The following is a 25,409-nucleotide window of genomic DNA, read 5'->3' as shown; positions in this document are numbered from 1 at the left end:
GTTAGTTTTTTAAAATTAACTCTCTTTTTATGTCTATTAAATTTCCAGAACTTGTAATTCCTTTTATCGATAAAATTAAATCGGTAACTCCTTCGGGAATAGCAGCTTTAAAATTAGTCCAACTTTTAGTCGTAGAAAGTTTTACATGAGGTTCCCAATGTAGTATCGCATATTTTAAATATTCACTATCGCCTTCTTGATAAATATATTCTGGTTTTTTAAACTTCTTTTGAGGTTCATATCCATAAGAAATCTTAAATTCAAATAAGTTTTTATTTCTTTTCTTATCACTTGATTTTTGCTTTTTATAAACCGCTTTTTTATTTAAATAGATTCTTACATATCCAAAAGGATCTGTTCCTCCAGAATTAATCCCTGATTTATTTACACGAATACTTTTTACTTGTTCCATGGTAATTTCCTTGAGCATTTCAAAATCTTGTTCTCTCAACTTTTGAGTATTTACATAAACATTCATACTCGTACTTATATTACCTCCGTTTATAGTCCCAGAAATTATTGTTTGTCTGGCTGTTCGTTCTGACTTTATTTGTACATATCCATTTTTGTTATCTATTATTAAACCAGATTGCGCTATTAAATATTCTAAAACAGTTCTATATCGATTTACATTTTCTCCAGAAACAGCAAAAGTTTTCACAAAAGTTGAATTATCAATAGGGTTAATAAATTTCTCTTTTTTTTCTTTTTTAATTTTCCCTTTTATTTCAATTTCATCTAAAAGATTGCTATCATCATTAAAAAAAGGATTCACAATACTTTCTACAACAGCAGAACTGTTCTTTGAATTTACATTCGGATAATAAAACTCATCTTTATCAATTATTATATGATCACAAAACACAACATCTTTCTTTGATGGTAATACTGGCTGAATTTTTATAATCTCATCTTTATGAACCTCTAAATTTTTAATTTCAAAAAAACCTTTAGCATTTGTTTCTACATAACCAATTTCTTTCTTTGTAATATAATTTACTTTTAAATGAGCAGATTTTTCTCCACTAAGTTTTCCTTTTACTGTTATTCCTGATTCAAAAAAATGACTTACCTCTTTTTTCTTTTGTTTTAAAATAGAATCCCAGTTATAGATTTTACTTGTTTTAATAGGAAATAAATCTTTAGCTTTTTGAAAACGGTTTAGAAATTTCTTAGAATCTAATTGCTCATTATCTAAAAAAGTAACGTTATAAAATTTTTGAAATAAATCTAATTGGGATATATCTTCATTCTCTTTTGGCAAAATAGATATAGACATATCAATTACAGAATCTTTAGTATGTTTATAGATAGAAAACTCTACGGAATCTTTATTAATTCTTCTTACTGTTTGTGTAATTTCTTTTTCTAAATCATGTAATTTGTGTGCATTAAAAAAAGTTTGCTCTGCAATGAGTTCTTTATTTTTAAATAGAGAAATAGTATTAATTCCATTCAGTAAAGTAGATTTATCTATATATCTATAACTCTTATTGTTTTTATAATTTAAACGTGCTCCTTCAGCAATTTTCCCATTACGATGAATTAAATAAAAAACAACATCTTTTTCATTTAAGTAGTTTTTACTTATACTTGAACTTAAGTAAATTTCCTCCCCTTTATCTACTAAGTTTAATGTAATTCCTTCCTTGGTATGATTTGGTAATTCTTCTACTTTTTTTCCTTCTGAATTTATATATTCTAAATAATATCTTCTATCATGTTCAGGTTTTAAATAAAACTTCCCTAATCCACGATCATTAAATTTCACAAAAAAAATATCATCCCCTAAATCATCTTTTAATATTGCCTCTTTTATACCTATATCTTTTTTAGGTAGCTTTACTTCTACAGCATTTACAACATTTGAAAGTAAACTTTTTGTATTGTTATAGAATTTTACCTTTTGTACGTCCTTAGTAAATCTTTTTACTTCGCATCCTTTTATTTTAATAAAATTCTTTTTTTTCACTTCTTCTTTAAAATTTTTAGACCAATTTGTTATAATTCTATAATGAATAATACAGTCATTAAAATCTGAAGGTATTTTAAAAACTCCGCTGGCAGAACCTTCATTAAATTTAAGTGTAAGTTTACCTAGAAAATTTCCTTTATTATCATTAAAGTACAATTTAGCTGTTTTCGTTTGATGAAATAACTTTAGATTTTTATTATCTACCACAAAAACTTTAAACCAAATTTCTTCGCCAGGAAAATATGTAGATTTATTAAAATGGAAATAAAAATTTTCTTTTGAATATTTAAAATGATTCACATATGAATCTACAACTTCATCTACTACAGTATTTTGTTGAGCATAAAAATTACAGTAACAAAAAAGGAGGATAATAATTTTTCTTAGCATTTTATATCGTTTGGCTATTAAAACTAAGAAATTTTATTGATTAATTTTCAATTATTTTTTGTTCTTCTCTTCTATCCATTTACTCATATATTTTGTTGCTTGTAAAGTTTGGTGTTGTAGTAAACTTCCAAGGAAATTTGATGTTCGATGAGAATTTAAATCCTCTACAAGTTGAGATATTTTCTGTAAAAAAACACGACTCAAAACATTTTTATCATAAATGGAATTAATAATTTTTATCCCATTATTTTGAGCTTGAAGCCAAATTTTTTTTTCTGAGTAAAGTTTAACAGCTAAATCGGAAAACACGTTTAAATCGTCTTCAACAAAACCATTCCAGGGAAACTCATCACGCATTCCTTCTGCTCCTATTGAAGTTGTTACACTTGGTGTTCCACACACCATAGCTTCTGTTAACTTCCCTTTAATTCCTGCTCCGAATCTTAAAGGAGCCAAAACTATTCTGGCTTTACTTACTTTTTCAATAGCATCGGGAGTATAACCATGTAATAAAAATCCTTGATCTGGTTTGTGTAATTGCTGAATTTGCTGACTAACATAAGCTCCATAAATATGAATATTTACTTTGGGTAATTGGTCTCGAATACTTCTCCACATTCTTTTTAGTTCTAAAACAGCATCTACATTTGGTTTGTGAAAAAAATTACCAACAAATACAAAATCTTCTCTTTCTTCGAAAGGTAACCAGTTCTCTTGATCTGTTTCTTCAATTGTATCTAAAAGAAAAGGTAGATATAATAAAATACTATCGTCTATTTTAAATACTTCTTTTAATAATTTCATTTCATAAGAAGAAATAATCAGACTTAAATCACATCTCAAAATAGAGGCTATTTCTCTTTTTGTTTCATCTGATTGTAATAACGCTTGATTTGAAAATTCTTCTCCTTTTTTTAATTGCTCATATCTTACTTTTCTTAAAAAATGTAAATCTTCTGTATCTAAAATACGAACTGCATTAGGACAACATTTAGCTACTCTCCAACCGAACTGTTCTTCCATCATAAATCGATCGAAAACAACAATTTGAGGATTTAAGTCTTTAATAAAGGAATCGAACGAAGATGAATTTAACTCAATTACAATTTCTTCAACTCCATATTCAATTAGTTGTACTGCATTTTCTCCTTTTTGTGCCGGACTAGCAAAAGTTACATTATAATTTTCGCTTAAAAACAATTCTATTAATTGCATCATTCTACTTCCAGCAGCAGAAGAATTTGGTTCAACCCAAACATAACCTATAAATAAAACAGTAGTATTCAATTATCGTTGTTGTTGGTATTTATACTCCTTCTCTATCTCTTTTGCCCATGTCACAACTAAATTGATATCATCCTCACTTAATCGAGCATCACTATGAGTCCATGTATAAGAATCTAAAGGCATGTGTTTTTCCTCTACTTCTTCCCAAAGCTCTTCCATTTTATGTTCTTTTTTTCTTGAAGAATAAGTTGCCCATTTTGAAAAATTTAAATGTTCTTTACCTTCTTCTACATGATGGTTTATCCAGAAATTAACTGGTGCTATTGCATGATACCAAGGATATTCAGTTACATTACTATGACAATCGAAGCAAGCATTTTTTAAAATTGTTTGTACTTTAACTGAGGGATTTGTTTCGTTTAAAAAAACATCTAGAGATGAAAACTCTCCATTATTTTTTTTTGTGGGGATAAATTGAATTACTAGTAAAACTACAAGCGCAATCCAACCTATTTTTTTTAATATTTTCATACAAATACTTCTTATCTGTTTTAAAAATAGTAATAATAACTAATACTCTCTTTTAATTCGCAAATAATTGTAATTTTGTATTAAAATAAAACAACTCATGAAATACGATATCATCGTTATAGGTTCTGGACCTGGTGGATATATTGCTGCGGTTAGAGCTTCTCAATTAGGAAAAAAAGTAGCCATTATTGAAAAATATTCTACCCTTGGTGGTACATGTTTGAATGTTGGATGTATTCCTTCAAAAGCTTTATTAGATTCTTCTCATCATTATTACGATGCTGTTCATCATTTTGAGGAGCACGGAATTTCTGTTGAAAATCCAAAGTTTGATTTTTCAAAAATGATTGATCGTAAAGCTAAAGTTGTAGAGCAGACTACGGGAGGTATTAAGTTTTTAATGGATAAAAATAATATTGATGTTTATGAAGGTTTAGGATCTTTTGAAAATGCAACTCACGTTAAAATTACCAAAAACGATGGAAGTTCTGAAGTTATTGAAGGAACTAACATTATTATAGCTACAGGATCTAAACCATCTACTTTACCTTTCATTTCTATTGATAAAGAACGTATTATAACTTCTACTGAAGCTTTGAAGCTTAAAGAAGTACCTAAACACTTAATTGTAATTGGTGGAGGTGTTATCGGATTAGAATTAGGCTCTGTTTACAAACGTTTAGGAGCAGATGTTTCTGTAGTTGAATATGCGCCAACAATTACGCCAACAATGGATAAAGATGTTTCTAAAGAACTTACTAAAGTATTAAAGAAACAAGGAGTTAAGTTTAACGTTAGTCATGGTGTTACCGCTGTTGAAAGAAAAGGTGATGAAGTTGTTGTAACTGCTACAAATAAAAAAGGAGAAGAAGTAACTTTTACTGGTGATTACTGTTTAGTTGCGGTTGGACGTAGACCTTATACTGATGGTTTAGGTTTAGAAAATGCTGGTGTTAAAGTTACTGAAAGAGGACAAATAGATGTAAACGATCATTTGCAAACAAATGTTTCTAATATTTATGCTATTGGAGATGTAGTTCGTGGTGCAATGTTAGCTCATAAAGCTGAAGAAGAAGGTGTTGTAGTTGCTGAATATTTAGCTGGTGAAAAACCACATATTGATTATAATTTAATTCCTGGAATTATTTATACTTGGCCAGAAGTTGCTGCTGTAGGTAAAACTGAACAAGAATTAAAGGATTCAAATGTAGATTACAAGTCTGGTAAATTCTCTATGCGTGCACTAGGAAGATCTCGTGCTAGTGGAGACATCGATGGCTTTGTAAAAGTATTAGCTGACAAAAACACTGATGAAATTTTAGGAGTTCATATGGTTGGTGCTCGTGTTGCTGATTTAATCATGGAAATGGCTGTAGCAATGGAGTTTAGAGCATCTGCAGAAGATATTGCTCGTATTTGCCACGGACATCCAACATACTCTGAAGCCGTTAAAGAAGCTGCTAAAGCTGCTTGGGATGGAAAACCTTTGAATGCTTAATACAACATTTAAAAAAATATTTAAAAGCAATCTAATCATTTAGGTTGCTTTTTTATTTATCATTTCAAACACACAACAACTCAAAAATAAGGTTAATTCAGTTTTTATGTTAATTTTTTAACTATATTTAAAAACGTTAACAAATAAACCCTTATTTATGAAATCTAAAATTAAAGTGCTATTCTTAGCGCTACTCCTCCCGTTTTTTTTATTTTCTCAAAATTTTATCGAAAAACAACTCCCCTCTCCGAGTAAACTAAGTTCATTTTTTATTGGTCCATTAATAAAATCTACAATTCATTACGGAGAACGGCCAGCAAATTACAATGGTAAAGTTTTATTATTCAATCATGGTTATATAGATTTAAATCAATTATTTTTTACTAATAATACTTTTTATCAAAATGCTTATAACGAAGGTTATCAAGTAGTTTTTGTTGCTACAACTAGAGGTAAAGGCCTTTGGGAAAACGGAAAATTACTTGCTGAGTCAATAGATATTATAACTAATAAATATCAAGTGAATGATCTTATTATAATAGCTCATAGTAATGGTGGAAAAGCCGCAGAAGCCGCTATGTTTTCATACAATAAAAGAGACAAAGTAAAAAGAGTAATCGCTTTAGGAACTCCGTATTGGGGAACTTATTTAGCTGATATTTCTCAACAATGGTGGTTTAACTGGATTTGGAAAAATACTGGTTTAAACGAAGGTGCAGCTACATCAACTACTTATTATTGTAGAAATGTAGTTAGGCCACTTTTTGATAATGCTACTAATAATCAACCTGAAAAATTTATTATACTTGGAGCTTCGGGTTTTAAAAACGGGCATACACTTTTAGCTCCTTTAATGTTTACTAGCGGTGGAATCTTATATTTAGCTCAAGGCACAAATGATGGTGTAACTCCATATAGTAGTTCTTTGCGTCCAGGAGGAACCTATGTTTTCGACAAAGGAGAAGCTAAATTAGATCATGTAGATGTAGCTTTAGGTCAATATGTATGGAATACAATAAAACCATATTTAAACGATAATTTTAGTAACAAAAAAACTTTTGAATCAACTGAATTTAATTATAATGATATTGTAAGCGATTATCAGATTATTAACTCAGAAAACTACTATGATAAAATTATTTCTCCGAGTAATTCATCAACTGTAAACGTTGACATCTTTCACGAAAAACCAATTGAAGATTTTAAATTATACGGAAATTCTAAACAATTGTCTCCTGTCATTACAAATCAAAATCGTAAAAGCATCAACAGTTACAATAGTTCATATAAGATTAAATCTTCAGAACAATTAACTGCGAATTCTAAATTCGCTGCATTTGTTCATTTTCCAGAAGGGCCAAAAATGAGGTATATAAATGAACAAAAAAATGATAATCGTATTTCTATTCAATTTAATAATGTTTCAGTTCCATTAGAAAGCATAAAAGTTGATGCTGTTATTACAAAAACAAGTGATTTATATGGAAAAACGATACATGGAGATTCTTATGTTTATTCTTTTTCTTTAAATGGTAATGAATTCAACTTAGACACTTCAGGTTTTGAAGATGGAGTTTACAGTATTCATATTACTGGTAAACACTCTGATTTCATACGTTCAATTGCTTCAGGTTTTGTAAAAGGTAGGCTTTCTTCAGAAAATATTCAAGAAGATATCGTTGATAAAAACAAAAGTTTTAACATTAGTTTAAAATCAAATATAATTGTTGATTACGTTGAAATTATCTCTACAAAAAAAGATAATCAAAATATTAAAGTTTCAATATTTGATTTAAATGGTCAATTACAAATAATAGAAAAGTTTAATTCTAATGAGAATTACACCATAACTAAAAACATAAATTCCTTAGCTAAAGGTTTGTATATTCTTACTGTAGAGAAAAACAATTTAAAAAAGAGTTTTAAAATCTTAAAAAAGTAATTAATTATTGTTTTTCATCTGCTTAATTCTCAAATTAATGTAAGTGATTATACGAAACATAAAATACAGAGAAAAGATAATTAAGAAAAGGATTAAGAACTGAAGTACAAAAAGACCTAAACTAAAATCTGAAAAATTTGTTTTAGTAATCATAGCTATTTTAAATAAAAAAAGCCGAGTTTTTAATAACTCGGCTTTCTATTAATATATTTTTTATCTACCAACTCCGTAGTAAGTACTTCCAACTTCATTCTCTATATCAGATGCTTTTTTAACTGCCTGATACATATTGTAAGTTTGATTTTTTCTCTGATTAGCAATACGTTTTCTATAAGTATCATAATTAGGTAAATCTGTTGGTAAAACTCTAGCAGTAACAACAAAAGCATAAACTCCTCTATCACCTACTATATTTTTCTTTATTTCGTTTTCTTTAGCACTTAACATAGCTCCAACAACTTTTGGTTCATATCCAATACCTGTAATTGTTGGTGATTTTAAGTTTATATCACTAAATTTTCTTACAGATTGTTTAGTTGAAGTTGCTATATCAGTTAATGTAGTTCCTTGCAACTTTGCATTTAAGATTTCAGCCTTCTTTTCATTCGTTAAAATTGGACGAACTCTAGAAATAGCCTGATCAACAGGCATTAAGCCTTCTTCTGTAACTCCTGTTAAAGTAGCAACCACATAACCTCCATCTATATCAAAACGCTTAAAATCTCCCACTTTTAAATCTTTACCAAAAGCCCAAGAAACAATTTGTCTTTCATTTCCTAAAGCAGCAATATTTTCATCTAAGGCCTTTAAACCTACAGCAGGTGAAACTGTTAAGTTTTTATCTTTAGCTATTGCATCAATTTTTCCTCCGTTAGAAATTTCTTGAGCAAAAGATTCTGCATTTTGGTATACTTCATTTTCTGTAGCTTCAGAAGCTTCTATCTTACGAGCATAAGTAGCTAATTTTAATGCTTTTTGGAAGTTCTTTTGATCTTGTATTTCGATTACATGGAATCCGAAAACAGTTTTTACAACTCCAATATCACCTTTTTTATTATTAAAAGAATAATCTCTAAACTCAGGAACCATTCTTGTATATGAAAACCAATCTAAATCTCCACCTTTATCAGCATTAGATTTATCTGCTGAAAGTTCTTTAGCTAATTCAACAAATTTAGAACTGTTTTTCTTAACTAAAGTAGCAATACTATCTGCCTTTGCTTTTGCTTGCTCTTCTGTTTCTTTAGTTTCTGGTGTAGCAGAATTAGATCCAATAAATGGGATTAAAATGTGTCTTGCTTTTACAGAATCTGGAATCTCTAAAACTTCAGTAATTTTAGATAATTTGAAATAGTTTTGATCTTTATATGGTCCGTAAACATCTCCAACATTCCCTTTAAATAAAGTGTCAGCAATTACTTGTGGAACTTGAACTTTAAATTGAATGTTATCATTATATGGTAAATCAGATTTTGTAGCTTCTAAAAAGGCTAGATAATCAGTAGTATTTTTTAAACCAACACCAGAATCACTATCGTTAATTAATTTAGCTACATCAGCTTTAATATCATTCTCATCTTGAGCGCTAGCTTTAATATCGAACTTTACATAACTAATATCTCTTGATGCTTCTACTTCAAATTCAGAAGCATGATTTTCGATATACTTTTTTACATCTCCTTTGGTAATTTGAACTAAAGAATCTGAAACACTAGTATATGGTAAATACACTAATTCTCCACTAATTTTAGTGTTTTCGTTATAGTATTCAGTTTTCCCTTCTTCTAAAGAAGCTCCTAAACCAGCAGCTACTAAATTATCATAAGTAGTTTTTTGTAAAGCGCTTTTTACATTACTCATGTATTCTCTCCATGCTTTCCACTGATCTCCGTTTTCTTCTCTAATAGTTGCTAAAAATTCTTTAAACTTTTCTTTATCGAAAACTCCTGAAGTTTGGTATTTTGGATCGTTTTTAATGAAATCTTTCTCATAAAGATCATTTAAAATATCCGCTTCTCCAACAGTAATTCCAGCTTCAGCTAATTGGCTATCGTAAATTTTTTGACGCACTAAGTTTTCCCAAACATTCTTTGCTGCTTGCATTTCAGAAACTCTATTTCCTGTTTGAGCTCTATAGTTATCTAAAGCTTGTGCAAATTCTTGACGAGAAATTGACTCTCCATTAACTTGTCCTACCTCATTAATCTTCTGAGAATTGAAAAAATCCTTTAATGTTGAAGGATCTAATACAAAAGCAAATAATGCTAAACCTATTACAAGAATCAAGAACAATGAGCGTTCTCTAATTTTCGATAAAATTGCCATTTTAATTTTATTTTATATACAGTTTGCGAAAATACAATTTCGCATTTAATAATGCAATGTTTTTAATGCTTTTAGCTATAGAATTTTAAGGAATTATTTTAAGAACTACGACTTTCTTTATCTAGTAGTTTAAAGTAAATTGTATCAATCTTTGCTGAACTCACTTTTGTAATGATAATTTTATAGTTCTCTATAAACAATTCTTGATCTTGTTCTGGTATCGTTTCTGTATGATTAATTATAAATCCTCCTAAAGTTTCATAAGCCTCTTCTTTAGGAATTTCTAAATTATATTCATCATTTAAATAATCAACTTCTAATCGTGCTGAAAAATGAAATTCATTATCATTAATCTTATCTTCTAACAATTCTTGATTATCATGTTCGTCTTCAATTTCTCCAAACAACTCTTCTACAACATCTTCTACAGTTATTATCCCTGATGTTCCTCCATATTCATCAACAACAACAGCTATACTTTTTCTCTTTTTTATTAACGCATTTAAAACATCATTAATAATCATAGATTCTGGAACAAATTCAACTGGTAATAATATCGATTTTATGGTTCTAGGTTTTTTAAACAATTCAAAAGCGTTCACATAACCTATTATGTCGTCTAAAGAATTCTTATAAACTAATATTTTAGAGAATCCTGTTCCAATAAATGTATTTTTTAAATTCGTAACGGATTCATGAAGATCTACAGCTATAATTTCTGTTCTAGGCACCATAATTTCTCTCGCCTTTACTTTATGAAATTCTAGAGCATTTTGAAATATTTGAATTTCAGAATCTACTTCTTCATTTTCTTTATTTGTTTCTAACTGTTCAGAAATATAGTTCCCTAGCTCTTCTTTACTAAACTCCGTTTGAACTTCATCTTTCTCTGCTTTGAAAAACACACGTAAAAAGAAATCGGAAATTCTAGAAATCAATCCAGCTAAAAAATAGAACAGTATGTAAAAAAAATACGCTGGTAAAGCAAATAATTTTAATGCTTCATTTGCGTATACTCTAAAAAGTGCTTTTGGAAGAAACTCAGCAGTTACAAGAATTATTAATGTAGAAATTACTGTCTGTGTTAATAATTCTAATTCTTTAAATAATGTATTTATAATTATAAAATCTGATGGTAAAAAATTTTGAAACCACCGCATTAATAATTCTCCCATAAAGTAACTGTAAATTACTAATGCTATGTTATTTCCTACTAGCATAGAAGTAATAAAACGAGAAGAATTACTGGTGATTTTAGACAATATTTTTGACAATATACCATCTCCCTTTTTTTCTAATTCTATATGAAGTTTATTTGCTGATACAAAAGCAATCTCCATACCTGAAAAAAAGGCTGAAAAAACTATAGAACCTAGTATGATTAAGATTTCATAATTCATTTTTGTTGCTTATTCCTCTGCTCAACTTTCTTTCTAAAATTCCTTTTGAAAAAGAAAATAATTGTGATAAATATAGCAAATCCAAACATTAAAAAAGCTTGTGCTCTATCCGAATTCCATTTTAAAACACCTTCTATTAAGAATATTATTCCTACTACTAAATAACCGTACTGTGTGTACTTCCAAATTGTATTCATTTATAATCCTTCTTTTTGAACTTCAACTTCACCTGTAATATCTTTCAATAACCATTTTGATAAATCTTGTTTAGATTCAAAACCAAAACCATTAATGGTATCTTTTATACTGGTTACTCTAAAACCATCTTCTGTAAAAAAATATTCTTCTCTTTGATCCCAAAATAATTGATTTGTTTCTAATCTTCTCTGATTGGTATGATTAAAAACGATTACATTTCCTTTAATTTCTGAAACTCTAGTTGATGTGTAAGACAATGCATAATTACCTGTTATAGTAGTTGAATCTCTTCCATCATTATCGTAGGTGACAATTTTAATTCCTTTTGGAAATTCGTTATATGGATGTCCTTTGTTTGTAAAATCTTTTAAAATCGGAGCAATAAGTTTAGATGTAACCTTTCCTGAATCTTTATATACATGAAAAACATGCTTTCCGGTTGCAATAGGTAAGTTTTTATCTGCTAAAAAATCTCTAACTTTTTTAGTATCGTTTGTACATGAAAAAAACATTGCCACCATGAAAATGGCAGCAATGTTTAGAAATATTTTTTTTTGTGATGCTCTCATTAGTTTGGTACACGAACTGATTCACCAATCCAACACTTAACTCTAAAAGAACTTCCTGGTGCTATACCTTTATTGAATATATCTTTCTTTGAAGGCACATTCTTTTTGTAACTCTGAATATATCTACCAGCTCCAGAACCTGGATCTACTCTTTGTGCTTTCATTGCCTTATTTAATGCCGCAACATAAGTCATTTTCTTTTCAAAAACATCACTACCACAAGTGTTTGCACTCTTAGCATATAAACTTGCTATAAATAAATATGCTTTCCCCATATTAGGATTGTATTTTAGTGCTTCATACGCTAATGCTCTTGCTCTAGACTTATTAGATGTACCTTGAGCTTCTCTTAATTTTAACCTAGCTTTCTTTAAAGGATCTGTTTCTAAGTCGAAAGCTTTTTTTCTCATTTCAGCAGCTCCTTTTGTATCTCCATTTTTCTCTAAAACACCAGCAGCAAAATTAATTGCATCTGCAGATTGAGTTACCTCCGCATAAGAAGTTACTAACTTTTCAAATAATGGATCTTCTTGACATTCTTTATTATACATTCTAGACACTGCTCTTTTTAACCAAACTCCATTAGTTTTGTTAGCTTCGTAATCTCTAGAATAAATTGGAATTAATCTTTCACATGTAGCTATTTGAGATAAAATAGCATCTAACCCTCCTTCTACTTGACCTAAAGCTTTAGAGTTTGTAGAATAAATTTTCAAGTTTTTTTTCTCTTTTTTATCTAAAGTTCCTGAAGAATCTTTTTCTAATAAAGGACTTAATTTTTTATTGTAATCATCTAATTTTTCTTCAACTGACTCCATTACATCATCATAAGTATCGAAAACTTTTTGAGGATTAACATCTTTAAATCTAGAAACAATACCTTTAAAATATCTAAAAATATTTTTTACTCCCATATCTTTAGGAGAAATCTTATATGCTTTTTCTAAAATACCAAAGATTTCATCATCAGAACCTAAATTATTTTTAATTAAAAAAGATGCATAATCACTATGAGCTTTAGCTACATTTTTATTTGGGAAATTAGCTAACCTACCTTCATAAACTCTTTTTGCTAAAACAGCATCTTTAGTTTTGTCTGCTACTTTTGCTCCATACTTATAAATATTAACAGAAAGTGTAGGACAATTTTCCATTAACCAATTTAAATCTGGCTTTGCCTCTGCATATTTCTTAGTTGTAACATTTCCTTTAAACAAGTTGTATTTGATATTACACTCTTGTCCTCCCTGTGCTTTAAGTCCTATTGTTAATAGGAATAATACTGTGAATAAATACGTAATTTTTTTCATAATTATCGTTAAATTAATCTATTTGTCTCTTCTTTAACCAATTTCTTCCATTTAGTGAAAGGCTTAATCTTACATTAAAATAACTTTCTTTTATCAAGTTATTAGCTGTTGAACCTTTCTGTCCGTATTCTAATCCTATATTAAGATTAGAAACTTGCTTTGGTAATGGTAAACCAAAACCAACATTTATGCCAAAATCGGATATTGAAGTAAAATTATTTCCTGTTCCTGTTCCATCTACTAATAAACCAGTATCTTCAAACCTTAAACCAGCTCTATATGTTATTCTATCCCAGTAACTTGAAATAGAGTTTATTTTTGGTATATAGTAACCACCTATAGACAATCTATTTGAAGAATCAAATCTATATGTAGACCCTTGAATTAGGTTCCCTTCATTTTCGAAAGCGGCCTGAGTTTCATAATCTACTCCAGCATACCACTTATTTTCTTTCCCTACACCAATACCTAAAATAGTTTTTAAAGGCACTGATAATTTCCCAGACACTCTTCTATCATACAAAGTATCTCTAGGAATTTCTCTTCCATTGGATGCAAAAGAAAAAGAATAAATACGTTCTCTACCTGACAAGGTAAAATCGTTTTCTAATTGTAAAGCAGCACCAGCAATAACATCTAATCCTTTGTATTTCTGTTTATATTGAGCACCTAATTTAAATTGACCTCCCCTTACGATGGCATTTCTTTGGTATTTAGTCGCTAAAGCCACGTTAGCCTGTTGATTAATCGTATTGTTATCAATATTTCCAAAAACAAAACCTGCTTCAATACCTAAAGCAAGTCCTTTGTAAACATTAATTCCAAAAGCACCAAACAATCTGTTTGTTCCGCCATTTCCTGTGAATCTTGTAGCTTCAGTTACATTATCATCTCCATCGAAAGTATTTGTTAACAAAGCATAACCCACATTAGAAACTGGTTGCAAACCAGCCATAAAACCAGCCTTTTCACCAATTGGCAAACCTAATGCTATGTATCTTAAACTTGTTGTATTATTAGATTCACTTCCAGTATTACTACTTACATTTAAAAGAGAAAGCTCTCCTCCAATACCATAAGTAGCAAGTCTTAAATCTGCATTTGCTGCAGGGTTAATAAAGTTAAGATGGTAAATATCTTTAAGCGCAACACCTATTCCCCCCATCGAGGCTTGTTCTACCGTTGTTCTACTCACTTCTTCTCCTATACCGAAAAAAGAATAAGGTGAAGAACTATTTCTTTGCCCCGTTATCTTTATTGAAATTAGTACTAATACTACAATAAAAAATCTCTTAATCATCCGCTCTGTTATAAGTCAATATTTGATATAATCCCTCCAAAACCAAATTTGGATTGGCAAATATGTAATTTTTTAATTGTTTGGCCAAAAAATTTGTATCTCCTCCTGTTAAAAGTACTGTTAAATCTTCAAATTTATTTTTATATTGTGTAATTACACCATCAATTTCTCTACTTATTCCGTTAACTACACCTGAATGAATTGATTCTTGAGTATTTTTTCCTATAAAATTATTTGGTTCTTTTGATTTTAACAATGGAAGTTTAGATGTATAATTATTTAACGATTGATATCTCATTTTTAATCCAGGGGATATTGCTCCGCCTAAATATTCAGCATTTTCATTAACAAAATCAAACGTTATACATGTACCTGCATCTATAACTAAAACATTTTTATTTGGATAATTACTTACTGCATAAGCCGCTAAAGCAATTCTATCGACTCCTAAAGTTTTTGGGGTTTCATAATTATTTTTAAAAGGAACTTTTGTTTCACTATTAAGCTCTATTAGATTTAAAAACTTGTGTAATTTTTCAAATTCTTGAGTTGTAAGTTTAGATACAGCAGAAATAATTGCTCCTTGAATTGAATACTTTTTTGAAATTTTTTTTATTTCTGTGATAATTCCTTCTTTATTAAAAACAAACAACTCCTTCAACTTATCTTTTTCAAAAACAGCAACTTTCGCTCTTGTATTACCAACATCTATGATTAAATCCATGCTTTAATTTTATAGTGGCAACAAATTTATAATAGATTTTTCATATTTTTATTTGGCTCAATTAAAAAAACTATTATATATTTGCATCCGCTAGCAAGCTGGTACCTTAGCTCAGTTGGTAGAGCAAAGGACTGAAAATCCTTGTGTCCCTGGTTCGATTCCTGGAGGTACCACTTACAAAGCCCTGATTTTTTCAGGGCTTTTTTATTTTTATACTTTTAAGACTATATTATTTTGTTTTTATAAAAGTCTTGCTCTACTAAAACAAGATACCACATGCTTAATTAAGTTTAATTTTTAATTTAGAAAACATCAAATAATCTATTTTAACTTTCTAGCTCTTTATCAAAAGATTAAGTATTATAAATATTTTTCTAAGCAAAAAATAAAAATAAACTACAAAATTTAGCACAGATATTAAATTTTAAATTATATATTCGCACCCGCTTATGAGCTGGTACCTTAGCTCAGTTGGTAGAGCAAAGGACTGAAAATCCTTGTGTCCCTGGTTCGATTCCTGGAGGTACCACAAAAAAACCCTGAATATTTCAGGGTTTTTTGTTTTTATAATTATTAGTTTTTCAAACAAATTGAGAAAAAAAAGACTGTCTTTTTCAGACAGCCTCTTTAATTAAAATTAGTTAATTACTAATTTATTTCATTATTAACTTACGTTGCAATCTTTGCCCACTTGTTCTTAATTCATAAATATACACACCTTTCTCTAATTGACTTCCACGTACTAAACCGTTCCATCTTATTTTGTGTTTTGTTTTTCCTTTTACTTCTTTATGAATTAAAGTATGAATTTTTTGACCTATAGTATTATATATACTAATATCTACTAACGCATCTTCAGGAATACTAAAACTTATCTCTGTATGATTCTCCATTGGGTTTGGAACATTTTGAGATAATGATAATAACTCTCCAGAATCTAATGAGTTTTTCTTTAGAGTAAAACGATAAGGATTACTCAAACTACCCATTGTTTTGTATGCTGAAAATGTTTCAACATTTTCTAAATCTACAAGATCAACACCGTCATAAAGTTTAAATTGAACTTCTTCAATTTCATTACTACCTATACCAATATAATAATGATATTCTCCGTTAATAAATTCAACTTTAGAAACTCCTCTTAATTCTTCACCCACAAAAGCTAAGATTGTATTTGCTTTAAACTCTAGATCTTGATTATTAACAATACCATTTATATACATAAAATTAATATACTTATTAACATTAATTGTTAAGTCTAGATCTTTGTAAGAAGGTGTTTCTTCTAATTCAGTAGAATTAGCATCATAGAAATTAGAATCAGAATTTCGTGAAAGTAATCTATTAGATGTAGCACTTACAATACCAGAATAGTTAATAGCTCCTGATTTAGTAGATTTAAATATATAACCTAAACCTGGTGTTAAATGTGTTAAGCTACCTCTCCATCCTTCAGACGCTGAGTATTCTGCAAACAAACCTCTTCTTTCAATTCTATCACCATCACTAACATTTGTAGAAGTAAATGATCGTAATGCATAATTTGTACGCTCTAAATTATTAGGATAGAATGGAATTGCATTTACTACTTTACCTCCTAAAACAGAAAGGTTGGTATTTAAGTCTACGGGTAATCCTACAATCTCAATAAACTTAACATCATCTGTTGTTACATTAACTAGATAAGATTTTTTAACATCAATTTCAGTTAACGTCCCTGTAAAATTACCATCTACTCCTACAAGTGCACTTATTGTTGGATTAGCTATTTCAAATATCTGAGAATTATATGGCAGTCCTTTTATAGCTGATAACGATAAACTGTTAGATGTTTTAGTGTCTTTTAAATTAAAACTCAACTCTTGAAAACCTCTAGTAACAGGAATTCTTCTTTTTACTTTTTGCCCCACTGTGAAAGTAACTGGCATTTGGTTTGTTCCCTGAGAAGTAGTAGAAAGGAAATTATAATTTTCTAATATACCTTCGAACTCTGTACATTCAGAAGCGTCCCAAATTTTAAAGTTTAAAGCACGTGTTTCTCCTATATTACCAAATACTGTTAAATTAACTATTCCGTTACTTGTTACTTTCGCATAACCTCTTGGGATATCTCCAATAAAAGCAGTTATAGAATCATCTACATCTAATGATTTTTGGTTATTTATTATTAAATTCCCTTTAAAATCCATAGTAAAAGGGTAATCATTTTTAAAACTCTGAGAAACTACTGGCTCTGGACAAGTTACAGTAACCTCAACTCTAAAACTTTCTACCCCTAATTTAACACCTGTATTTTTATTACTTGTTTTGATATAAATATTTGCACTATGTACACCAGGATTCAAAAAGCTTTTTACCTCAAACACTAAATCACTATTGGTTTCTCTAGCTCTAATAGTATTTGTTGCTCCTTCTGCAGCGCTAGCGCCTGATTTAACCTCAAACCATACAGGCAAGTTTTCAAAAGTATAATCAACATCTACACCTCCATCTTGATTAATTAAATCAATATTTTCAATAGTAGTAGATTCTCCTTGATTTTGAGCTATAGAAATATTATTCTGACTCCATTTCAATTTGCTTCGATCTACTATAAAACTCCATGATGCCTTATCAACTTTATTACCCAATGGATCCTCTAACTTCTTATCTTTTACAAACACTGTTAATTGCGCTCCTTCAACAAACTCTAAATCTTCAATTTTCATATTAAAGTTGATGATTGTATTATTCTCAGACATTGTAGTTGTAAACTGAATATCCTCTACAGTTTTTGTTATATCTAAAGGAGCGGCTTCTTCATTAGTAACGAAATCAATTCCTGTTGCTGTAGTACCTTGAGCATTTCCTGTAAAATCTTGGATTGCTTCATCTGGTTCTCCATTAATACCTTGTTTAGCCAAAGTATTATTATTAAACACAAAATATGCTTCTAAAGTATCTTCATTACCAAGCAATTGATTTTTCATATGACTAACAATTTCTGCTGGTGTTCGTTGTGATCTCCATAAACGAATTTCATCTAAAGAACCAACAAAAGCATCACTATTAACTACAGGAGCAATTAAGATTGGATTTTCATTAGTTTTTAAAACTGTTGAAATTCTTCCTGAACCTACAGGATTTCCATTGAAATAAATAGTAGCATTTCCATTTACTTTATCTGCAACTACAGCTACATGAGTCCATGTAAAAGGTTGTAATCCTACAGAAGACATAACACCGTCTCCTACTTCTATTTTTCCATTTGAAGTTAGAAGAACACCAAAATTATTACCTTTATGTATTATAGGCACACTACCAGTAGCAGGGAATTTTGCAGGGTTTACCCACATTTCAATTGTTGCTTCTTGATCAAAATTAAATCTGCTATTATGTGGAATACTAATTACATCATTAATATTATCTAATTTAACAGCTGTTAATGGCTTAGGAATTCCTCCTAAAATACCACGCATTGCCAATGAATTCAAGTTTACTGTTGCAGGATTAATTGGCGCCGAAAATTTAGCTGAAATTGTTCCTGTTGTATGAATTCCTCCATTGTCTGGTGTTGTTAACACTAATTTAGGAGCATTTCGTGCTATTTTACCTTTTACAAAAGCTGTTGGATTTTTCCTATTATTAGGATTATCGGATCCTCCATCACCACAAACAGGAACAATTCTAAAACTATACTCACCATCTGTTAAGCCAGAAACATCTGCACTATACGTTACTTGATCTGTATTAGCATCTAGATTTGCTTTTAGAGTTTTTAAATCTAATTTTTTTAATATTCTAGGAGTATTATTTCCTTGAATAGTGTATTCCAAATCAACCGAAAAATCATCTGTATCTGGCTTATCTTTTAATTCTGGAATTCTGAACTTAAAATCTAATTTTTTCTTATCAGATCCATTAACTATCCAATCATTTTGAGGAGCATCTGCCGTAATTTCTTCAATACATGCACCTGTAAAATGAGCTGTTACTAAAATTTCAGATAAAGGCTTAACACCAACCTCATTATATTCATCAACTCCATATGAACGATAGCGATCTCCACTCTGCTCACATTCTGAATACATTTGAATTTTAATATTTTCATAAGAAATTACTGAAGGAGCATCGGTTCCTCTAGCTATACGCAATTGTGCTTTTATTTCTTGCTGAACCCCAGTTGGAGAACTTGGATCTAAACCAAAAACAAATTTAGATGAAGTTGTTGGTTCAAAAATAGGTGATTCATTTAAATTCACAACTGCTCCTAAAGAATTTGATGCTCCATCCATCCCTACAATATATGTTTTCCTAGTTGCATCTTTCGCTATTTGAGTATTTCTTAAAGTAAGGTTAAACAATATCGATTCATCTCCTGTTCCATAGCCTACTACTTTATCTACAATTAATTCCACTCCTTCTCTAGGCACTGTTCCTGATTCAAAAGGACAAGAGCTTCGACCCGCATTGGTTAAAAACATTGGTGTATCATACTGAGGATCTCTCCTTATAGAAACATCAAACTGATCTCCCGCATCATCATCATTTAAAGTAAAGCTATCTACTCTACTATTATCATTTGTATTAGATGTAGTACTACTGAAAACTCCTGAAATACTAGTTGTTATATTGGTTGTAAGCCCAATACCAAATGCCTTAAAACTTAAATCTTTAGAAAAACCTGTAGAAAAACCTCCTCCGTTAGTAGATCCTGAATCTGAATTATTACTCCTAGATAAACTATAACTTATTTCCGTTAAAGCATCAAAAGTAATTCGCCTATCTAAAACTGAAGGATTTAACCCTGGACCAGATCCTAAATCTACATCTCCAGATTGAACTTGAGTAAGTTTTTCTGTTGTACTACTAAAATCAAGTCCTTTACTAAAATTCTCTTTTTTTAGTTTGTCACTATTAGTTTTTATAATATCCTCCCAAACAGACACTTGATGCACATAATTTGCTATATCTTTATCTTGAGCATCTTTAGGTGAAGCTTTTAATAATTCGGACACTGTTTTTTCTAAATCTAAATGATCTCTATCTTTTGGAGGTGTTACTATATTATTATTCGCATCATATTTAGTTATAATTTGTCTTCTTAAATTTGGAATTACAACATCAATTAAACTTTGTTTTGTATACGCAAAAGGAATAAGATCCTTAGAAAGCAAGGTTTCATTCTTACTCTCAACAACTGGTACACAATTAGTTACTTTTACTTCTCTACCTGTTCCAATAGAAAGCACATTAGAAACCCCTACAAAAACATCTGCATCCTCTCCTACATAAGTTGGATCTGAAGGAGTTGAAATACTTTTTTCTAAAGTAACCGAGTAACCTGAACCACTAATTGTTCTATGAGAATAATCTCCTCCTATTTGCCCCGCTAATGTAGAAGTGCTTTGAGCTACAGGTGTTCCAAAACCAACAGCAGCTCCAACACCCATTGGTGCTGAAATATTTAAAGCAATACTTGTAACTTCTGTACTAACTGTAGCACCTGTATTTGTTGCAATTGAAATATCTGTTCCATTTTCAGAAGAAGAACTAAAAGAAAAAGTAGACCCTTTAGCTAAGGTAGAAAAACTATTATCACCTGGAGGATCATGCAAAACAAAACCAACTTGAGGATTTAATAATGTAAAATCTGAATTACTTTGAGTTGTTCCTTCCATTATTGCTTTTTTATCAAACTGAAACACCCTTCCTTCATGATTAACAGATATTAAAAATTTCCTTGATAAATCCCCAACAAAATTTGGACCTGATACCTGTGTTATAAAATTTGAACGACCTAAATTATTTGATTTTCTTTTTAAACCATTAGCTACAATTATAGCATCACCTCCAAGAGAAACTTCTGCATTGTTTATATAGCATTTGTTTGTTCCATATTCTTCAAAAACAGCTACAGACATAACAATTCCTTGCCCTCCTTTTAACACAAGTAAATCACTACACGAAGAGTTAATCTCATCTCCTACATATTTATTTGCCTGTTTTAAATTCCCGATACCTTCTAGATTAAAATTACGAATCTCAACTATTTCAGCTTTAAGAGGATTTCTGTACTCAAAATCATACACTACATTACCAGCTCGTAAATCTATTATCGGTGTTTCTTCTGTTTTACCAGAACTAGTATTCGTGATTTCTACACGATACCTACCTGGTAACAAATCGTTAACTGTAAAAATAGTATTATCAATATTAAAATTTTCTGCTTTAATTATTTTCTCAAACTTAGGATGTTCAATATCTGTACGCACTATTTTACCTGTCCATGCTCCTACATTATAATTACAAGGAACTGCTATATTTCCTACAAAACTATATCTAGTTATGTTCTCAAAATTTATATTCTGTAGCGGCTCTTCAATTACCAATTCATAATTTTCTCCTTTAGGATTAAATTTTGGATTAGTTGCCTTGTAAGAATATTCAACTTCTCTTAAATATTGTTTTCGTACCGTATTATCAAAACTACAACCTTCAGTAATTTCTAAATAATTATTTTCATTATGAGTTAAATTCGCTAAATTGATTACTTTAGTTCCATATTTTTGATCAAACGAATAAGACAATACTAATTTAGATCTTTCTGGAGTAATATATTTTCCTTCCCTTAATTTGGTAATATCTGTCTCAACAAGAGCCGTTGTTCTGTATTCTAATATATCTAAATGTGATTTAGAGTAATTAGTAAACTTATTGTTTATCTTTTCACTACCTACAATTAACTTATCATTTATAGCCAAGGTACTTACTGCTGTATTCTTTTTTCTATTGTTAATATAAAGGGTCATAATACCACTCTCTTTATTATAACTTATTCCAAAGAATACGAATTGATTCTGTTCAGTTGTAGAAATAGCTTCAGACAATTTTTCTTCAGTTCCTGAAAAGACTTTAAATGTTGTGTTATTAATTAATTTTAACGAAATATCTCCCCATTGTAAAATTGTTTGGGTAGTTGGCACAACATCTGTATCTTTCTTTTTTAAATAAGGCTTAACAAAACCTGACCAAGTAAAACTTCCTCCTTCATTATCAACAACTTGATTTGACTCCGCATACCCTGTTGTCCCATCGAAACGTAAACTCGCTTCATTTAAACGCTCTAAGTTTGTTAAGTTTGGTCTCGTATTAGGTGTAATAATATGTTTTCCTGGAGCTGCCTTAATTGCATAACTTCCTGTATTATCTGTAGTAACTTTAGCATCTTCTACACTTTGAATTACAGTTCCGTCTACTTTTAAAGATGTTCCTTTAAGTACTGGGAATAAATCATTTCCAACTCTATAAGTAATTACACCTGTTATTGGTAAACTTGATACATCTGTAAAATCCACATCAACCACCTCTGTTCCATTCAATTTTCTTGGAACACCAACTACTTTTGTCTTAGGTAAAAACTCAAATCGAGGCTTCGATGGTAGAATAGTAAATTCTAACTTAGTGTCATTATTAGTTACTCCTTGAATTCCTGTATTTAATGTCGTAAACTCATAATTCCCTACTTCATCTGTATATGTAGCATAAGTAATTTGTGGTTGTTCTGCTGCTGGTAAATGTTTTAATTCTTCTTCACTTTCAGCTAAATACTGACCTCTTCTTGTTGAAGAAAAATTAAATAACTTATGTGAATGATTAAAATCAAAACGATAATACGCAAATAAATCATCTACCTTTCCTCCAATGATATGATTTGCATATTGTCTGATTTGTTCAGGTGTTCTCTCTACATTCCAAAAACGTACTTCATCTAAATAAAATGATAAACTTGTTGTATTAGCTATACTAAAATAACTACTCCCTAAAAGATTTACCCTAAATAAATTCTTAGTAGCTCCATTTTCCATAACCTCTCCATCTTCATATAATTGCCCGCCATTTGCACCGAAAGTAAATGCATATTGATGCCATGATGTATCTGAGGTTCTTGTAGCTTCTAAATAAGTATTTCCATCTAATGTTACTTTAATCGTATTTTTTTTGACAATTAATTCTGCATTACCTACTATTAGAATTTTATTCTCTCCATCACCTACAACAGGAGTTTTATACCAAAACTCTAATGATGCTCCTCCTTCTGTTTTCCTAAATCCTTCAACATTTTTCACGAAAATAGGTTTTGCTCCTTGCTCTATATGTAAAGCTCCACCTGGATTAGTACCTACAACAGCTTCTACTTTAGCATTCTTAGTTGGTACACTAGAAGATGTTTGTATAGTTCCACTAACTTTACCATTAGGTAACACAAAGCCAATATCTTTTCCTACTTTTGTTGGTGCACCAGCCTTTTTAGCTTGTATCGTATACTCATATAACTCATTTGGTAAAACCCCTCTATCTTCATACGTTAACTCTTCTGAAACTTTTTTATCAGCAACATTACGCTCTGTATGTATCACTCGACTTATAGTTCCTGAACGGATATTTCTTCTTAACACCTCATATTCATCGGTTTCTTTTGCATGTAACCAACTTATAACTATTCCATTTGTTCCAGATAATAATGCATGATTTACTCCATCTCCATCGCTTGCTTTTACTATAATTTTATCTAAACCTAAAATAGGATGATTAATATCTGTACTTATTTTAGCTATTGCAGTATTTTTATATGAAGTTACAAACTCTGCTTTTTCTACTAAATTATCATTAGGAAAAAAACTATACATCAAATTTTTCCACGATGAACTCACAAATGCATTACTTCCAAAATTCTCGTAACTACTAATATTATTGGTCGTATAAACAATCTCTAAACCAGTACCTTTTAATTCGGTTAATTTATTTTGTGTTTCCTTATAAAAACTTTGAAATTTTTGAAATTCAATTTCCTCTTTAGTTTTGGCAGTAGACCACGCTCTATATTCTGCTAAAAATAAATCTGTTTTAGTATCACTTACTAGATATAAATCTTGAATATCAAAATTAGGTGCATTTATAAAAATTTTTTCTTGCCCATTAATATAAACACGTAATTCTTGAGCATTTTTATCGATTGTAATAGCAAAATGATACCAGGTATCTTTAAATAATTGATCTCCTAATAACAGATTTGCGTTTAATTTTTGATTTGCTACTTGTAACTCTACCTTATTTGTATTTACATCTAACGAAAAAGACTTAGTATTATTCTCAAAGTTAGTTAAATACCAATGTACAGGATCACTAGCTAAACTACCTTCAGTATTATGCATTGCCCAAAACTCTATTGTAGCCGCATTATTACCTCCTTTGTCTACTAGTTTTTTTAAATTAGTTTGTGGCGTAAACACTCTATTATATTTTCCTTTACTTTTTATATGCATTACAGCCAAATCATTGGTTTGCGCATGTAATAAAGTAAATGAACTCCATAAAACTACTAGTGAAAAAGCAAGAAGTAGTTTACACTTTATTTTTATTGTATTTATTTGCATTTTCTAATAAATTAAATTGAGTTTTTTAGTTTTTGAATAATGATAACTTGTTTATCCGCTATTCTTTCTCCCTTAGGCACACCACTTCCATCTGTTGGAGTTTTTATCCCTTTTGTATCTTCTATCCTTTGTAATTTAAAAACACCATTATCAAATGTTAACGCTCCACTTGTAGTATTATCTAGAGGGCCTTGAAAATAAACTTCATTATTTCCTCCTGCATAATTTAAATGCCATCTATAGAAATAATCTTTGGCCCTATGTGTATCAGTAAAATAATTCCCTAGCTCAAGTTTTGATGCTGAATAATCTAATTTTAAAAAACTTTTTTTATCTCTTGCTGAAACAATTAAAACCTCTCCTTTTTTCAAATTTGGATGCGGCATTACTATAAATGCATCTAAGTAGCCTGTTTTTAAATTAAAATCTTCATTCGTTATTTCTTTTGCCAATAAATGCCCATTTTTTATTTCAGGCGTTAACACATAAATTTTCCCGTTTTCTTGCTTTTTACTTAAAAACCTAAATAAAGTTATATCTTCTTGTGCTTTTACGACTAATCCCAGTAGTAAAAACAGTATGGCTATACTTACTTTTTTCATTG

Annotated in this window: 14 protein-coding genes and 2 tRNA genes; 4 read left to right on the top strand and 12 right to left on the bottom strand. The window is 29.8% G+C overall.

Annotated features, from left to right (window positions below):
• Position 1: 1 nt before the first annotated feature.
• The 3 genes from ACSIGC_RS14020 to ACSIGC_RS14010 are packed head-to-tail and all read right to left on the bottom strand — an operon-like array spanning position 2 to position 4,123.
• Positions 2-2,365 carry a hypothetical protein gene (locus ACSIGC_RS14020; protein ID WP_442265433.1) on the bottom strand — a complete coding sequence of 788 codons (2,364 nt, stop codon included), beginning with the start codon at positions 2,363-2,365 and terminating at the stop codon, positions 2-4.
• Between the two features lie 51 nt (positions 2,366-2,416).
• The gene (locus tag ACSIGC_RS14015) at positions 2,417-3,652 is read right to left on the bottom strand and encodes a glycosyltransferase (RefSeq protein WP_442265432.1); all 1,236 of its coding nucleotides are present in this window, start codon (positions 3,650-3,652) and stop codon (positions 2,417-2,419) included.
• Complete coding sequence (locus tag ACSIGC_RS14010) at positions 3,653-4,123, bottom strand: heme-binding domain-containing protein (protein WP_442265431.1); 471 nt, start codon at positions 4,121-4,123, stop codon at positions 3,653-3,655.
• Positions 4,124-4,220: 97 nt separating this feature from the next.
• On the opposite strand from ACSIGC_RS14010, the gene lpdA reads away from it, so the two are divergent.
• Both lpdA and ACSIGC_RS14000 read left to right on the top strand, forming a co-directional pair.
• Positions 4,221-5,621 (top strand): dihydrolipoyl dehydrogenase, encoded by a 1,401-nt coding sequence (lpdA, locus tag ACSIGC_RS14005; RefSeq protein WP_442265430.1) that lies wholly within the window; start codon positions 4,221-4,223, stop codon positions 5,619-5,621.
• Positions 5,622-5,778: 157 nt separating this feature from the next.
• Entirely contained in the window at positions 5,779-7,563 is a 1,785-nt protein-coding gene (locus ACSIGC_RS14000) for a T9SS type A sorting domain-containing protein (protein WP_442265429.1), read from the top strand.
• Positions 7,564-7,776: 213 nt separating this feature from the next.
• Here the strand turns inward: ACSIGC_RS14000 and ACSIGC_RS13995 are convergent, their stop codons facing one another.
• From ACSIGC_RS13995 to ACSIGC_RS13965, 7 genes are all read right to left on the bottom strand, one after another.
• Complete coding sequence (locus ACSIGC_RS13995; protein WP_442265428.1) at positions 7,777-9,888, bottom strand: peptidylprolyl isomerase; 2,112 nt, start codon at positions 9,886-9,888, stop codon at positions 7,777-7,779.
• Positions 9,889-9,986: 98 nt separating this feature from the next.
• The gene (locus ACSIGC_RS13990; RefSeq protein WP_442265427.1) at positions 9,987-11,288 is read right to left on the bottom strand and encodes a hemolysin family protein; all 1,302 of its coding nucleotides are present in this window, start codon (positions 11,286-11,288) and stop codon (positions 9,987-9,989) included.
• Complete coding sequence (locus ACSIGC_RS13985; protein ID WP_442265426.1) at positions 11,285-11,485, bottom strand: hypothetical protein; 201 nt, start codon at positions 11,483-11,485, stop codon at positions 11,285-11,287. The genes ACSIGC_RS13990 and ACSIGC_RS13985 overlap by 4 nt, the downstream gene beginning before the upstream one ends.
• Complete coding sequence (gene lptC, locus ACSIGC_RS13980; protein ID WP_442265425.1) at positions 11,486-12,055, bottom strand: LPS export ABC transporter periplasmic protein LptC; 570 nt, start codon at positions 12,053-12,055, stop codon at positions 11,486-11,488. It lies immediately after the preceding gene.
• Positions 12,055-13,365, bottom strand: a complete 1,311-nt coding sequence (locus ACSIGC_RS13975) for a hypothetical protein (protein WP_442265424.1) — start codon at positions 13,363-13,365, stop codon at positions 12,055-12,057. The genes lptC and ACSIGC_RS13975 overlap by 1 nt, the downstream gene beginning before the upstream one ends.
• A gap of 13 nt (positions 13,366-13,378) precedes the next feature.
• Positions 13,379-14,665 (bottom strand): hypothetical protein, encoded by a 1,287-nt coding sequence (locus ACSIGC_RS13970; protein WP_442265423.1) that lies wholly within the window; start codon positions 14,663-14,665, stop codon positions 13,379-13,381.
• Positions 14,658-15,389: a type III pantothenate kinase gene (locus ACSIGC_RS13965; RefSeq protein WP_442265422.1), complete on the bottom strand. Its 732-nt coding sequence runs from the start codon at positions 15,387-15,389 to the stop codon at positions 14,658-14,660. Before ACSIGC_RS13965 ends, ACSIGC_RS13970 begins: the two co-directional genes overlap by 8 nt.
• A 100-nt stretch (positions 15,390-15,489) precedes the next feature.
• Here ACSIGC_RS13965 and ACSIGC_RS13960 point away from each other — a divergent pair.
• A tRNA-Phe gene (locus ACSIGC_RS13960) sits at positions 15,490-15,562 on the top strand.
• A 283-nt stretch (positions 15,563-15,845) separates the two neighbouring features.
• Positions 15,846-15,918 (top strand) — tRNA-Phe (locus ACSIGC_RS13955).
• Between the two features lie 124 nt (positions 15,919-16,042).
• On the opposite strand, the gene ACSIGC_RS13950 is transcribed toward ACSIGC_RS13955, so the two are convergent.
• Entirely contained in the window at positions 16,043-24,805 is an 8,763-nt protein-coding gene (locus tag ACSIGC_RS13950) for a LamG-like jellyroll fold domain-containing protein (RefSeq protein WP_442265421.1), read from the bottom strand.
• An 11-nt stretch (positions 24,806-24,816) separates the two neighbouring features.
• The gene (locus tag ACSIGC_RS13945; RefSeq protein WP_442265420.1) at positions 24,817-25,407 is read right to left on the bottom strand and encodes a hypothetical protein; all 591 of its coding nucleotides are present in this window, start codon (positions 25,405-25,407) and stop codon (positions 24,817-24,819) included.
• Positions 25,408-25,409: the final 2 nt, after the last annotated feature.

Source organism: Tenacibaculum aquaeponti, from assembly GCF_052084715.1.
GTDB lineage: Bacteria > Bacteroidota > Bacteroidia > Flavobacteriales > Flavobacteriaceae > Polaribacter.
This window is presented reverse-complemented; position numbering and strand designations above follow the sequence as displayed.